Origin of the sequence: Streptomyces sp. NPDC058195 (genome assembly GCF_042883525.1) — a bacterium.
GTDB lineage: Bacteria > Actinomycetota > Actinomycetes > Streptomycetales > Streptomycetaceae > Streptomyces.
Genome location: NZ_JBHVVM010000013.1, coordinates 120,431 through 133,903, shown reverse-complemented (window position 1 = coordinate 133,903; position 13,473 = coordinate 120,431). Strand labels below are relative to the sequence as shown.

12 protein-coding genes are annotated in these 13,473 nt (G+C 71.0%); 1 reads left to right on the top strand and 11 read right to left on the bottom strand.

Annotated features, from left to right (window positions below; translation table 11 throughout):
* Nucleotides 1–52: 52 nt before the first annotated feature.
* The 6 genes from ACFVWY_RS18360 to ACFVWY_RS18335 form a co-directional block, all read right to left on the bottom strand.
* Nucleotides 53–1,816 (bottom strand): ABC transporter ATP-binding protein, encoded by a 1,764-nt coding sequence (locus ACFVWY_RS18360; RefSeq protein WP_389873211.1) that lies wholly within the window; start codon nucleotides 1,814–1,816, stop codon nucleotides 53–55.
* Between the two features lie 2 nt (nucleotides 1,817–1,818).
* Nucleotides 1,819–2,868, bottom strand: coding sequence for an iron-siderophore ABC transporter substrate-binding protein (locus ACFVWY_RS18355; protein ID WP_389873208.1), 1,050 nt, complete (start codon nucleotides 2,866–2,868; stop codon nucleotides 1,819–1,821).
* A 150-nt stretch (nucleotides 2,869–3,018) separates the two neighbouring features.
* Nucleotides 3,019–3,870, bottom strand: coding sequence for an ABC transporter ATP-binding protein (locus ACFVWY_RS18350; protein ID WP_389873205.1), 852 nt, complete (start codon nucleotides 3,868–3,870; stop codon nucleotides 3,019–3,021).
* Nucleotides 3,871–3,894: 24 nt separating this feature from the next.
* On the bottom strand, nucleotides 3,895–4,965 hold the full coding sequence (locus tag ACFVWY_RS18345; protein WP_389873203.1) for a FecCD family ABC transporter permease: 1,071 nt from the start codon (nucleotides 4,963–4,965) through the stop codon (nucleotides 3,895–3,897).
* Between the two features lie 2 nt (nucleotides 4,966–4,967).
* Complete coding sequence (locus tag ACFVWY_RS18340) at nucleotides 4,968–6,026, bottom strand: FecCD family ABC transporter permease (RefSeq protein ID WP_389873200.1); 1,059 nt, start codon at nucleotides 6,024–6,026, stop codon at nucleotides 4,968–4,970.
* An 11-nt stretch (nucleotides 6,027–6,037) separates the two neighbouring features.
* Nucleotides 6,038–7,396: a lysine N(6)-hydroxylase/L-ornithine N(5)-oxygenase family protein gene (locus ACFVWY_RS18335; RefSeq protein ID WP_389873197.1), complete on the bottom strand. Its 1,359-nt coding sequence runs from the start codon at nucleotides 7,394–7,396 to the stop codon at nucleotides 6,038–6,040.
* Between the two features lie 274 nt (nucleotides 7,397–7,670).
* On the opposite strand from ACFVWY_RS18335, the gene ACFVWY_RS18330 reads away from it, so the two are divergent.
* On the top strand, nucleotides 7,671–8,618 hold the full coding sequence (locus tag ACFVWY_RS18330) for a methionyl-tRNA formyltransferase (RefSeq protein WP_389873195.1): 948 nt from the start codon (nucleotides 7,671–7,673) through the stop codon (nucleotides 8,616–8,618).
* A gap of 36 nt (nucleotides 8,619–8,654) precedes the next feature.
* Here ACFVWY_RS18330 and ACFVWY_RS18325 read toward each other — a convergent pair whose 3' ends face one another.
* The 5 genes from ACFVWY_RS18325 to ACFVWY_RS18305 form a co-directional block, all read right to left on the bottom strand.
* Nucleotides 8,655–9,245, bottom strand: a complete 591-nt coding sequence (locus ACFVWY_RS18325) for a hypothetical protein (RefSeq protein WP_389873192.1) — start codon at nucleotides 9,243–9,245, stop codon at nucleotides 8,655–8,657.
* Between the two features lie 14 nt (nucleotides 9,246–9,259).
* Complete coding sequence (locus ACFVWY_RS18320) at nucleotides 9,260–10,423, bottom strand: ROK family glucokinase (RefSeq protein ID WP_389873190.1); 1,164 nt, start codon at nucleotides 10,421–10,423, stop codon at nucleotides 9,260–9,262.
* Between the two features lie 132 nt (nucleotides 10,424–10,555).
* On the bottom strand, nucleotides 10,556–11,398 hold the full coding sequence (locus ACFVWY_RS18315) for an ATP-binding cassette domain-containing protein (protein ID WP_389873187.1): 843 nt from the start codon (nucleotides 11,396–11,398) through the stop codon (nucleotides 10,556–10,558).
* Entirely contained in the window at nucleotides 11,395–12,441 is a 1,047-nt protein-coding gene (locus ACFVWY_RS18310; protein ID WP_389873184.1) for an ABC transporter permease, read from the bottom strand. The genes ACFVWY_RS18315 and ACFVWY_RS18310 overlap by 4 nt, the downstream gene beginning before the upstream one ends.
* The gene (locus tag ACFVWY_RS18305) at nucleotides 12,438–13,421 is read right to left on the bottom strand and encodes a sugar ABC transporter substrate-binding protein (RefSeq protein ID WP_389873381.1); all 984 of its coding nucleotides are present in this window, start codon (nucleotides 13,419–13,421) and stop codon (nucleotides 12,438–12,440) included. Before ACFVWY_RS18305 ends, ACFVWY_RS18310 begins: the two co-directional genes overlap by 4 nt.
* Between the last annotated feature and the right edge of the window lie 52 nt (nucleotides 13,422–13,473).

The following is a 13,473-nucleotide window of genomic DNA, read 5'->3' as shown; positions in this document are numbered from 1 at the left end:
ACTCAGCATCCTTCCGAGGTATGCAAGTTAGCCTAACCTAACTTAGGTTCACCTAACTACCCTCGCGCCAGGCGCGCCACAGGCGCGCGTACCGGCCTTCGAGAGCCACCAGTTCCGCGTGCGTCCCCTCCTCCACGACCCGCCCCCCGTCCAGTACGGCGATCCGGTCCGCCGCCATCGCCTGGGTCAGCCGGTGCGCCACGAAGAGCGTGGTCCGGCCCTCGCACGCGGCCAGTACCGCCCGCTCCAGCTCGGCCGCGCCCTCGCTGCCCGCCTCCGCGGTCGACTCGTCGAGCACCACCACGGGCGAGCGGCCCAGCACCAGCCGGGCCAGGGCGATCTGGGCGACCTTGGTGCCGTCCAGCCGCTCGCCGCCCTCACCGACCACGGTGTGCGGTCCGTCCGGCAGCGTCTCCACCCAGCCCTCGGCGCCCACCGTGCGCAGCGCGGCCAGCAGTTCGGCGTCGCTCGCCCCGGGCGCGGCCAGCCGCAGGTCCTCGGCGAGCGGCCCGGAGAACACATGGGTCTCCTGCGTCAGGATGGTCACCAGCGACCGGGCCCCGGCCTCGTCCAGCGCGGCGAGATCGTGCGGGCCGATGCGGACCGAGCCGGACTGCGGGGTGCCGATCCCGGCGATCAGCGCGGCCAGGGTCGATTTCCCGGCACCGGTCGCCCCGACCAGGGCGAGCGAGCCGCCGGCCGGGATGGACAGGTCGACGTCCCGCAGGACGGGTTCCCCGGTGCCGGGGTACCGGAACGTCAGCCCCCGCACCTCCACCGGGCAGGGGCCGTCGCCGGTCCGGGCGGCGGACGCGTCGCCCACCAGCCGGTCCTCCGCCGGCTCCCCCACCACCCCGACCAGGCGGGTCAGGCTGGCGCCCGACTTCTGCGCCTCGTCGAAGGTGAACATGATGGCGCCGAGCGGGGTGAACAGCCGGTGGAACATCAGCGGGGCGGCCGACACCTCGCCCAGACTGGCGGACCCGGTCTCCAGCAGGACGTAGCCCACCACGACGATCAGGGTCAGGCCGATGAACTCCGCGCGGTTCTCCCGGCCGACGAACCGGCCGAAGAAGCGGAACACCTCGACACCCAGCTCACGCACCCGCCACGACTCGCGGGTGACCTGCTCGCGGAAGCCCTCCTCCAGGCGGTACGCCCGGACGGTGCCGATCCCGTTCAGTCCGCTGATCAGCGCCTGTGCCCGGTCCGCCTGGGCCACCCGCTGGCGGCGGTAGAGCGGTGCCGAGCGGGGCAGGTACCAGTGCAGGGCCAGTCCGTACGCGGGCAGCGCCCCGGCACCGGCCAGACCCAGGCGCCAGTCCAGGCCGAACATGCCGGCCGTGGCGATGACCACCAGCACCCCCGCCGAGAACACCGTGGGGATGGCGGCCCGGATGCCCTTGGAGATCACCGCGACGTCGTCGCCGACCCGGGAGAGCACATCGCCCCGGCCGACCTGCTCGACGCGTGCGCTCGGCATGCCCAGCACCGCGCGCACGGCCCCCTCCCGAAGCCGGGCGAGGAGATCGGCGCCCAGCCGCCCGATCAGGTACGTGGACGCGGCGGTGGCCACCGCGCCGAGCAGCGCGGCGGCCACCATCAGCACACCGACCCTGACCAGCACCGAGCGCGGCTCACCCCCGGCCACCCCGTCCACCACCTGGCTGAGCAGGAGCACGGGGAGGATCTGGAGCGCGGCCCCGGCGACCGTGGTGAGCAGGGTGGCCGCCGTGAGCCACGGGGCGCGGCGGCAGTGCGCCGCGACCCACCCGGCGGCCTCCCGCCCCGTCGCCGTACGCAGGGTCGACGACACGGCTACGAGGCCGACTTCACGAGCTCGTCGATCGCGTACGGCAGGGACAGCAGGGTGCCCTGGGACATCGCCGCACCGACCGCCGGGCCCTCGCTGTCCAGCAGGTAGGAGACCTTGCCGTTCTTGACCGCGGGCAGGTTGGCGAACAGCTCGAACTTCTTCAACGCCTCGGTTTCCGCACGGTCGTTGACGACGAAGATCCGGTCGACGTCGACCAGGTCGACGCGCTCGGGGGACAGCGTGGTGTAGAACTTGCCGCCCGCGACCTCATCGATCTTGGTCTGGTAGGCGAAACCGGCACCCGTCACCAGACGGCCGCGGACGTCGGTGGAGGTGAACGGCGCGACGGAGTCCTTGTACCAGGACAGCACGACGGCGGTCTGCTGCGCGAACTCCGGGTGCGCCTTCTTCGCCGCGTCGAGCCTTCCCTGGATGCCCTGGACCAGCTTCTCGCCCTCGGCCTCCTTGCCGAGGGCCTTGGCGATGTGCACCGCGTTGTCCTGCCAGGGAGCGCTGAAGGGCTCCTTCTCCGCCTTGGTGCGGCCGACCGTCGGAGCGATCCTGGAGAGCTTCTCGTAGGCGGCCCGGTCGATCTCGGAGTAGACGGCGATGATCAGGTCCGGCCGCAGCGAGGCGATCTTCTCGTAGTTGGGGCCCGCGTCACCGTTGCTCATGATGACCTCGGGGCGGGTGTCGCCCCACTTGTCCTTCACCCAGGGCCACTGGGTGTTGATGTCGGGGGACTTGCCCGCCGGGTTCGGGTACTGGTCGACCATGCCGACCGGCTTGATGCCGAGCGCCAGGATGGCCTGGTCGTCCGTGTAGCCGACCGAGACGACGCGCTTGGGCGCCTTGGTGATCTCCGTGGACCCGAACGCGTGCTCCACGGTGGCCGGGAAGGCACTGGAGGAGGCGGCCGGGGCGTCCGCGCCCTCCGGCTCCGCGGTGCCGGAACCGCACCCTGCCAGGAGGCCGACGCCGAGCGCCGCGGCGGACAGTACCGCCGCCGTCCGCCGCCAGGGCCGCACACGCGTCGTTCGATGGAGAAGCATCCGGATTCCCTTGCTTTCATGCAGTCAGCCGCGCCTCACACTAAGGGCAGCCAAACCTTATCCCTCTTGACTGAGGGTAGCCTAGCCTAAGTTCTGAATTCTCTTCCGGCGGGCCCGAGTTGAACACCGCCCCTCGGCCCGCGCGACGCCTCAGGGCGCCCGGACCCCGGCATGGGTGCGCCCGATCGGCACGATGAGCGGCCGGTCGCCCACCGGGTCGTCGATCACCAGCGCGTTGAGCCCGAAGACCTCGCGCAGCAGTGGGGCGGTGATCACCTCGCGCGGGTGCCCCTGCGCCAGCACGGAGCCCGCCCGCATCACGACGAGGTGATCGCTGTAGCGGGCGGCCAGGTTGAGGTCGTGCAGCACCATGACCACGGTGCGGCCCGACTCGTGCAGGTCGTCCACCAGGTCGAGTACGTCGATGGCGTGGGCCAGGTCCAGATAGGTGGTCGGCTCGTCCAGAAGCAGGAGATCGGTGCCCTGCGCCAGGGTCATGGAGATCCAGACGCGTTGGCGCTGCCCGCCGGAGAGCGAGTCGACCGGACGGCCGGCGAGATCCGCGACCCCGGTCATGGCCAGCGCACGCGCCACCACGTCGGCGTCGTCCGAGGACCACTGCCGCAGCCAGCTCTGGTGCGGATGGCGCCCCCGGGCGACCAGGTCGGCCACCGTCAGCCCCTCCGGCGCGAGCGGCGACTGGGGCAGCAGGCCCAGCTTCCTGGCCACGTCCCTGGTCCGGAGCCTGCCGATGTCCTCCCCGTCCAGCACGACCGTCCCGCCGTCCGGTCTGAGCAGCCGCGTCAGGGTGCGCAACAGGGTGGACTTGCCACAGCCGTTGGGGCCGATGATGGTGGTGATCACCCCTGGGGGGATGGCCACGTCCAGCTTCTCGATGACGGTGCGTCCGCCGTATCCGACCGTGACGCCCCGGGCCGCCAGCCGCGGTGCGCCGTCGGTGCCGGCCGCCGTCGCGGCCCCGGTGGTGAACTGAGTGCCCACAGGCCCCCCTCGTCTGGGTTCGTCCTACGTACGTGTGGTCTGTCTGAGGTTGGCCCGCACCAGCAGCCACACCAGGAACGGTCCGCCGATCGCCGCGGTCACCACCCCGACCGGCAGGGAGACCGGCAGCGCCGTTCGCGCGAGCAGGTCCGATCCGGTCAGCAGCACCGCCCCCACCAGGGCGGAGGCCGCCAATGGCGGGGTCGGGAACCGGGCCAGACGCATCGCCACCTGCGGTGCCACCAGCGCCACGAAGGGCACCGGGCCCGCCGCGCTCACCGCCACCGCGGCCAGCAGCACCGCGCACAGCAGCAGGACGGCCCGCACCCTGGTGTACCGGACGCCCAGCCCGGCGGCGATGTCGTCGCCCAGGTGCATCGGCTTGAACGGGAACGCGGCGACGGCCACCACCACGACCAGCGCCAGCACGCACCAGGCCGCCACCCGGACCGCTTCCCACGACCGGTCGTCCAGCGAACCGACCAGCCACACCTGGGCCCTGGCCACGTCCCGGATGTCGGCCGAGACCAGCAGCCAGGTCGTGATCGCCTCCATCACGGCGCTCACCGAGATGCCGATGAGGACGAGCCGGAAGCCGTCGATCCCCCGGCGCCAGGCCAGGAAGTACACCAGCAGCCCGGTGCCCAGCCCGCCCGCGAGCGCGGCCAGCGGCAGCCCCGCCGTACCGAGCGCCGCCGTCGCCGCCCCGCCCGACGCCGTCACCAGGAACACCGCGACCGCTCCAGCGCCCCCGGTGATGCCGAGGACGTCCGGACTGGCGAGCGGGTTGCGCGCGACGGACTGGGTGATCGCCCCGGAGATGCCGAGCGCGGCCCCCACCACCAGACCGGCCAGGGCCCGCGGCATCCGCAGGTCCATGACCACGAACTCGTCGACCGGTTCGCCCTGGCCGAACACGGTGGCGATCACCCGGGGCAGCCCGATGGGGAAGTCCCCTACGCCGATGGAGAGGCAGAAGAGCAGGAAGGCGCCCGCCGCCAGCACCAGGGTGACCAGGGCGACCCACGGCCGCCATACGAACGACACCCGGCCCAGCCGCAGGCCCGGCGCCATCGGGGGGTTCGTCTCCGTCATGTTCACGCGTTCCTGAACTTTCCGCGCCACACCAGGACCGCGAAGAACGGGGCACCGAGCAGGGCGACCACGATGCCCGCGTCCAGTTCGCCGGGCCGCACGACGACGCGCCCCACAATGTCGCAGACCAGCAGGACGGCCGAGCCGAGCAGACCGGCGTACGGCACCAGCCAGCGGTAGTCCGGCCCGGTCAGGTACCGGGCCACATGAGCCACCATCAGCCCGAGGAAGGCGATCGGGCCACAGGCCGCGGTGGCCGCGCCCGCGAGCAGGGTGACGGCGGCGATGCCCAGGGTCCGGCTCCGCGCGATGTTCACACCCAGTCCGCGCGCCACGTCGTCACCCAGGTTGAGCAGGTTGAGCGAGGGCAGGACGACCAGCGCCAGCGCCAGCCCCGCCGCGACGAAGGCGGCGACCGGCCCGATGACGTCGAACCCGACCCCGGACACCGAGCCCGCGTTCCAGAACCGCAGCGCGTTCATCGACTTCTGGCTGGAGAGCGCCACGGCCGTGGTCATCGCCGCGAGGAAGACCGTGACCCCCTGCCCGGCCAGGGCCAGGGTCAGCGGATTGCCCGCGCCCCGGCCGATGCTGGCGAGACCGAAGACGAGGACGCCGCAGAGCGCCGCCCCGGCGAAGGCGAACCAGACGTACTGGAACGGGTCGGCGAAGCCGAACACGGCGATCACCGACACCACCGCGAACGACGCCCCGGCGTTCACCCCCACCAGGCCGGTGTCGGCGATCGGATTCCGGGTGAAGCCCTGGATCAGCGCGCCGCCCACCCCCAGCGCGGCACCCGCCACGACCGCGAGCACCGTCCGGGGCACCCGCACGGTCTGCACGATGAGCCGGATCCCGGTGAGCCGTTGGTCGGACTCGGGAGCGGCGAACAGCCCGTGCCAGACCTCGGCGGGGCTCAGCGCCCGAGCACCGACGGCCAGCGACACCGCCGCCGCGACGGCCAGGACCGCCAGCAGCGCGGCGAGCCCGGCCCCTCGCAGGTGGCGGGGGGCCGCGGTGCCCGCTTTCCCCGGGCGCCCGGTTGCAGTGGTGCGCATCGCGGTGTTCGTTATCCCTTGGTTCCGGTGCCGTCGGTGGACGAACGGGCCGCACCGGAGGCGGACTTGACGCCCCGTTCGAGCAGCGACTCCAGGATCTCGCCGACCCGGATCGCGGTGTTGGACAGCAGGGAGGTGGTGATGCCGTGGGTGTGCTCCGTACCGCCCTGGAGGTAGATCCCGCAGCGCAGCGCCGGGTCGGTCGAGACACGGTAGTCGCGCTCGACGCGGACCCGGCCCTCGTCGTCGCGCAGGCACAGGTCAGCGACCTCGCCGAGCAGGCCGAGCGGGTCGGCGGGGCGGTAGCCGGTGGCGAACACCACGACGTCGGCGTCCAGCTGGGTCTCCTCGCCGGTGACGAGCGAGGTCACGGCGGCCCGGACACCGCCGGGCGTCTCCTCCACGCCGGTGACCCGGGACACGTTGAGGAAGCGCAGCCGCTCGGTGCCGAGGACCTTCTCCTGGTACATCTGCCGGTACAGGTCGTCGATCAGGTCGATGTCCACCACGGAGTAGTTGGTGTTGCCGTGGTAGGCCATGAGCCGGTCCTTCACGCTGTCGGGCGCGGTGAAGTAGTCGTCGACCGCACCGGGGTCGAAGATCCGGTTGGCGAAACTGCTGTCGTCGGCGGGGCTGTAGCCGTAGCGGGAGAAGACCGCGCACACCTCGGCGCGGGGGAACCGCCGGTGCAGATAGGCGACGTTCTCGGCGGCGCTCTGCCCCGCACCCACGACGACGAAGCGCGCGGGCGAGGGCGAGGCGGTCTGAAGGGCGTCGACCTTGCGCAGCAGATCGGAGTTGTGCCAGACGCGCTCGCCGCGCTCGACGCCGGGCGGCATGACGGGGCGCAGTCCGGTGCCGACGACGAGGTTGCGGGCCCGGTGGACCGACAGCCCCTCGGCCGAACGGACCGTCACATCCAGGTACTCCACGGTGCCTTCGTGGACGAAGGGCGTGACGGCGACGACCTCGTGGCCGTAGGAGACCATGTCGCCGACCTTGGCCGCGGCCCACTCGAAGTAGTCGTGGAACTCCACCCGCAGCGGGAAGAGGTTCTTGTGGTTGATGAAGTCGATCAGCCGTCCCCTGCTCTGGAGATAGCAGAGGAAGCTGAACTCACTGGCGGGGTTGCGGAGCGTCACCAGGTCCTTGAGGAAGGACACTTGCATGGTGGCGTCGTCGATGAGCATGCCGCGGTGCCAGCCGAAGCTCGGCTGTTGTTCGAAGAAGTGGGCAGTGACGGGCTCCTGGCCGCCTGCGCGTGCGTTGTGCTCGCTCAGCGCAATCGCCATGGCCACGTTGGACGGGCCGAAGCCGATGCCCATCAGATCGTGGACCACTGGTGTGTCGCCAGGAAGAACCGGTGACATGTCACTCCCATCGTGCGGGAAAGCCGCCTGTCAGGCGCGGGAAAAGGTACGAAGGGCGGGCATAACGACGAACCCGCCCACCAAGAACTTAGGTGAGCCTAAGCTAATCACATGACCCTGTCGATAGGGCGGGCGCATTCCAGGCGCGGACATCGTGCCAACTCGGGCCCGAAATACCCCTGTTGCAAACTAAGGTAAGCCTTGCTTTACTTACGGCGCTTTGGATGCGGCACTCGGTTGCGGCCGGTCCACCCCCTGCCCTGAGGAGGAACCCATGCGGGTCGTCATGTTCGGTTACCAGACCTGGGGGCACCGCACCCTGCAAGCCCTGCTGGACTCCGAGCACCAGGTGGTCCTGGTGGTGACGCACCCCAAGAGCGAGCACGCGTACGAGAAGATCTGGAGCGACTCGGTCGCCGACCTGGCCGAGGAGCACGGCGTCCCGGTGCTGATCCGCAGCCGTCCGGACGACGACGAGCTGTTCGAGCGTCTCAAGGCGGCCGATCCGGACATCATCGTGGCCAACAACTGGCGGACCTGGATCCCGCCGCGGATCTACGGCCTGCCGCGCCACGGCACGCTGAACGTCCACGATTCACTGCTGCCGAAGTACGCCGGGTTCTCCCCCCTGATCTGGGCGCTGATCAACGGCGAGACCGAAGTGGGCGTGACCGCGCATCTGATGGACGAGGAACTGGACGCCGGTGACATCGTCCGGCAGGAGGCCGTCGCGGTCGGCCCGGCGGACACCGCCACCGACCTCTTCCACAAGACCGTCGGCCTGATCGCGCCCGTCACCATCGGCGCGCTCGGCCTCATCGCCGCCGGGCGGACGGAGTTCACCCGGCAGGACCGCTCCCAGGCCAGCTTCTTCCACAAGCGGTCCACCGAGGACATCCGGATCGACTGGAACTGGCCCGCCGAGGATCTCGAACGCCTCGTCCGCGCCCAGTCCGAGCCGTACCCCAGCGCCTTCACCCACCACCGGGGCAGGCGGCTGGAGATCCTCGCCGCGGCCGTCTCGCAGAACCGGTACGGCGGCACGCCCGGCCGGATCTTCTACCGCGAGGGGGAGGGCGTGGTCATCGTCGCCGGGGCCGACGCCCGCACCGGCCGCAACCACGGCCTGGCCATCACCCGGGTACGGACCGAGGACGGCCGTGAGCTCGCGGCCACGGAGTACTTCACCACCATGGGCGGCTACCTGACCGCCCGCCCCTGAAGCGCCTTCGCGGCCACGCCCCGGCCGGGTGCCGGCTCAGGGCGTGGCCGCGGAGACCACGTAGACGACCGGGTTCATCGGGTCGGTCATATTCACCATGATGTCCTGGGTGGGCCGTGGGTCCTTGTTCACGTGCCGGGTACCCGCCCACTCGGCCTCGGCGGGGAAGGACCAGCCCGTGACCTTCAGATCACGGTCGCCGACGGCCACCTTGCCCGGCTCCAGGTCGGAGCGCCCGCTGCCCATCCGGCCGAGGAAGCGGTCCAGCCCGGCGGACGTGGTGCGGAACTCCACGTACAGCCGGCTGGTCTTCCAGTTGTTCGTCTCGTAGTACCGCACGTCCAGCGAGTTGCCGGGCATGGGCAGCTCGTAGATCCGGCGCTGCATCCGTGAGGGCCAGCCCTCCTGAAGCCCCTGCGCGGCGGCCTCGGCCTCCTTGTTCTGGCCGGAGCGGCGGCTCTGCCCGGCGGAGATCAGCAGATAGCCGGCCGGGATGCCGATGAGCAGCACGATGATCGTCGCGGTGATCAGCCGTCGGCGGATCATCCGGCGCCGGTCCTGCGGCGGCCGTCCGTCGTCGGGCGGCGGGGACTGGCGCGGCAGGACGGGATGCTCGGCTGCGGTCATGTCTCTCGGAGTCCCTAGGGGGTGCGGGTGGAGCGGGTGGAGCGGATGGTGCTCGCGGCCTGGTCGTAGATCTGGGCGTAGCGCTCGTAGCGCTCCACCCGGCGCCGGTTGGCGCGGCGGAATCTTCGGGCCACCAGCCGGGCCAGGTCCGCGGCGCCGACCATACCCGCCTCGGGGCCGAGCTGGGCACGGGCGATCCGGGCCTCCGGCCGGTAGCCGCGACCGGTGAGGTGCCGTTTGAAGGCGTCCCGGGCGGGGCCGATGAGCAGGTCGTCGGCAGCGCTGACACCGCCCCCGATAACGAAGCAGGAGGGGTCGAGCGCGGCGGCCAGGTTGGCGATGCCCACGCCGAGCCACTGGCCGATGTCCTGGAGCAGCTCGACGCACATCGCGTCGCCCTCGCGGGCCAGTTCCGTGATCAGCGGCCCGGTGATGTCGGGGATGTTGCCCTTGACCCGTTCGATGATGCCGTGCGCCACCGGAGAGTCCGCGGCGGCCAGCTCCCTGGCCTCCCGGACCAGCGCGTTACCCGAGCTGTACTGCTCCCAGCAGCCGCGGTTTCCGCAGGGGCAGCGGTGCCCGCCGGGCACCACCTGCATGTGGCCGAACTCACCGGCGACCCCGTACTTGCCGCGCTTGACCTGGCCGTCCTCCAGGATCGCGCCGCCGATGCCGGTGCCGAGCGTGATCATGACGAGGTGGTCCTCGCCGCGGCCCGCGCCGAAGCGCCACTCCGCCCAGGCGGCGGTGTTGGCGTCGTTGTCGACCATGACGGGAACGGCGAGGCGGGAGGCGAGGGCGTCACGCAGCGGTTCGTCGCGCCAGGCGAGGTGCGGGGCGAAGAGCACCTTGGAGCGGTCGGCGTCGACCCAGCCGGCCGCACCGATGCCGACGGCGTGCACGTCGTGCCGGTCGGAGAGGTCCAGGACCAGCTCGACGATGGTGTCCTCGACGACCTTGGGGCTCTTGGACTTGTCCGGCGTCTCGGTGCGCAGCTGCTCCAGGATGGTGCCGTCGGCGTCGACGACACCCGCCATCACCTTCGTACCGCCGATGTCGATGCCGACGGTGGGAACCCGCGGTGCCGTGAGGTGCGAGCGCCGCTCCCGGGTGCCCACGGTCCGCAGGACGGTGGCGCGGGCGGAGCCGCGGTGGGTGAAGTCGCGGTACGTGCTCATCGTCCCTGCGGGGTGTTGGGGAGCCGGGGGCGTGCTCCCGGCGGCGGACGGCGCCCGTCGGGCTCGATTCTGCCACTGCCGCGGCACCGGGGCGGGCGGGCCCGTGCGTACGGGGCCGCCCGCGGGCGGGCACTACGCCAGGTCGTCGGGGCCGGGACCGGTGGCCCGCTCCAGCTCGTGGCTGAGCTCCTCCAGCTCGCTGCCCCCCGCCATCTGGCGGGTCAGCTCGTCCAGAGTGATGGAGTCCTTGGTGTGGCTGCCGGACATCGCGCCCCGCTTCAGCAGCACGAACCGGTCACCGACGAGGTACGCGTGGTGGGGGTTGTGCGTGATGAGAACCACTCCGAGACCGGCGTCCCGGGCCGCCGCGACGTACTTGAGCACCACCCCGGACTGCTTGACGCCGAGCGCGGCGGTCGGCTCGTCCAGGACGAGGACCTTGGCGCCGAAGTGGATGGCCCGCGCGATGGCGACGCACTGGCGCTCGCCGCCGGAGAGGGTGCCGATCGGCTGGTCGACGTCGCGCAGGTCGATGCCCATGCGCCGCAGCGCGGAGCGGGTCGTCTCGCGCATCCGGCGCACGTCCAGGCGCTTGAACGGACCGGCGCCGAGGGTCGGCTCGGAGCCCAGGAAGAAGTTGCGCCAGACCGGCATCAGCGGGACCACGGCCAGGTCCTGGTAGACGGTGGCGATGCCACGGTCCAGGGCGTCGCGCGGGTTGACCAGGGTGGTCTCCTCACCGTCGATGAGGAAGCTCCCGGCGTCGTGCCGGTGCAGCCCCGCGATGATCTTGATGAGGGTGGACTTGCCCGCGCCGTTGTCGCCGAGCACACAGGAGATCTCGCCCGCGTGGACCTCCAGCGAGACATCCGTCAGGGCCTTGATGTTGCCGTAGAACTTGCTGACGTGGTCCAGTTCGACCAGCGCCTGGCCGGGCGTCTGCGCCTCGTCGGCCGGTTCCTTGGGGGCCGTCATGCCGTCGCCTCCGCGCGCTTGCGTACCCATGCGTTGAGCAGGGTGGCCAGGAGCAGCATGGCTCCGAGGAAGAACTTGAACCAGTCCGGGTTCCACTCCGCGTACACGATGCCCTTGCTGGTCATGCCGAAGATGACCGCACCGACCGCGGAGCCGATCGCGGAGCCGTAGCCGCCGGTGATCAGGCAGCCGCCGATGACGGCCGCGATGATGTAGATCAGCTCGTTTCCGACGCCCTCGCCGGACTGCACCACGTCGAACGAGAACAGCAGGTGCTGGCCGGAGACCCAGGCGGCGAAGGCGACCCCCAGGTAGAGCCCGATCTTGGTACGGATCACCGGGACGCCGACCGCGCGGGCGGCGTCGGCCTCGCCGCCGACCGCGAAGATCCAGTTGCCGAAGCGGGTACGGAGCAGGATCCAGGTGGCGATCGCGACGAGCACGGCCCACCACAGGATGGTGACCTTGAACTCGACGCCGCCGATCGTCCACTGCGAGGCGAAGACCTTGCGGGCCGAGTCGAAGCCCTCCATGTCGCCGATGGCCTTGGTGGACACGGTCCCGCTGATCAGTTTGGTGAAGCCCAGATTGAGGCCGGTCAGCATCAGGAACGTGCCCAGGGTGATGATGAAACTGGGCAGTTTCGTCACGGTCAGCATGAAGCCGTTGAAGGCGCCGATGACCAGCGTGACCAGCAGCGACACGAAGACGCCGACCCAGACGTTGGCGGTCATCTGGTAGCTGAACATCGACGAGACCAGCGCCGAGCTGGTGACCAGCACACCGGCGGAGAGGTCGAACTCGCCGCCGATCATCAGCAGCGCCACCGGTGCGGCCATGATCCCGATCGTCGAGGCCGCGTAGAGCACCGTGCCGAGGCTGGAGGCGCGCAGGAAGCTGTCGGCGACGACCGAGAAGAAGAGGAAGACGGCGGCGGCGCCGACCACCGATCCGAGTTCGGGACGGCCGAGCAGCCTGCGCAGCGCCGAGGTGCGCATCAGCCGCTCGTCGGCCGGGGCCGATGGTCCGGCGGCCGTGCTCATCGGGTACCCCGCTTCGTGTACGGGGCCAGCTGGGCGGCGTCCTTCCCGGTGATGATCTGCGGCCCGGTGAGGACCGGGCGGCCACCGCCGAGCACGTTGCCGTTGTAGCGGTAGAGCCAGAGCAGGTCGACCGCCTCGTAGCCCTGGAGGTAGGGCTGCTGGTCGACGGCGAAGCCCAGGGTCTTGTCCTGGAGGGCCGTGGCGACCTTGGCGTTCAGGTCGAAGGTGTCGATCTCGGCCGCGCTGCCCGCGGTCTTCTTCGCCTTGACGGCGGCGTCCGCGAAGGGGGCGCCGAGGGTGACGACCGCGTCGATGTTCTTGTCGGCCTGGAGCTTGGCCTCGATGGACGCCTGGACGTCGGGCATGTTGGTGCCCTCGACGTACAGGTTCTGCATCTGGCCGTCGAAGGTCTTCCCGGCTCCGGCGCAGCGCTGCTCGTGGCCGACGTTGCCCTGCTCGTGCAGGATGCACAGCGCCTTCTTGCGTCCGCGCGCGTTCAGCTCCTCGCCGACCGCCTCGCCCGCGATGGACTCGTCCTGGCCGATGTGGGTCAGCGCCCCGAACCGCTTGGACTCCGCGGAGCCCGAGTTCACCGTGATCACCGGGATTCCGGCCCTGACGGCCTTGGCCACGACGTCCTTCATGGCGCCGGGCTTGGCGAGGGTGACGATCAGCCCGTCGACCTTCTGGTCGATGGCGGCCTGGACCAGCTGGGCCTGCTGCTGCGCCTCGTCGTTGTGCGAGTACAGGAACTTGATGTTGTCCTTGACGGCCGCCTGCTCGGCGCCGCGCTGGACGATGTCCCAGAAGGTGTCGCCGTCGCCCGAGTGGGTGACCATGGCGATGGTCCAGCGGGGTGTGTCCACCGCGGCCCGGCCCTCGGCGGCGGCCTGGGCCGCGCGCTCCTCCGCCCGCTTGCCGCCGGTGCTGCTGCATCCCATGAGGGAAACCCCGAGCACCGCCGCGAGCACGGCGCCCATCGCCCGTACCCCTGTCCGAACCCTTGCCACGACGCCGTGCCCTTCTTGTGCT

Excerpts from the sequence above, each read along its gene's own strand:
- ACFVWY_RS18355 (WP_389873208.1), bottom strand. The coding sequence starts at position 2,868 with ATGCTTCTCCATCGAACGACGCGTGTGCGGCCCTGGCGGCGGACGGCG.
- ACFVWY_RS18345 (WP_389873203.1), bottom strand. The coding sequence starts at position 4,965 with ATGACGGAGACGAACCCCCCGATGGCGCCGGGCCTGCGGCTGGGCCGG.
- ACFVWY_RS18340 (WP_389873200.1), bottom strand. The coding sequence starts at position 6,026 with ATGCGCACCACTGCAACCGGGCGCCCGGGGAAAGCGGGCACCGCGGCC.
- ACFVWY_RS18335 (WP_389873197.1), bottom strand. The coding sequence starts at position 7,396 with ATGTCACCGGTTCTTCCTGGCGACACACCAGTGGTCCACGATCTGATG.
- ACFVWY_RS18330 (WP_389873195.1), top strand. The coding sequence starts at position 7,671 with ATGCGGGTCGTCATGTTCGGTTACCAGACCTGGGGGCACCGCACCCTG.
- ACFVWY_RS18325 (WP_389873192.1), bottom strand. The coding sequence starts at position 9,245 with ATGACCGCAGCCGAGCATCCCGTCCTGCCGCGCCAGTCCCCGCCGCCC.
- ACFVWY_RS18320 (WP_389873190.1), bottom strand. The coding sequence starts at position 10,423 with ATGAGCACGTACCGCGACTTCACCCACCGCGGCTCCGCCCGCGCCACC.
- ACFVWY_RS18315 (WP_389873187.1), bottom strand. The coding sequence starts at position 11,398 with ATGACGGCCCCCAAGGAACCGGCCGACGAGGCGCAGACGCCCGGCCAG.
- ACFVWY_RS18310 (WP_389873184.1), bottom strand. The coding sequence starts at position 12,441 with ATGAGCACGGCCGCCGGACCATCGGCCCCGGCCGACGAGCGGCTGATG.
- ACFVWY_RS18305 (WP_389873381.1), bottom strand. The coding sequence starts at position 13,421 with ATGGGCGCCGTGCTCGCGGCGGTGCTCGGGGTTTCCCTCATGGGATGC.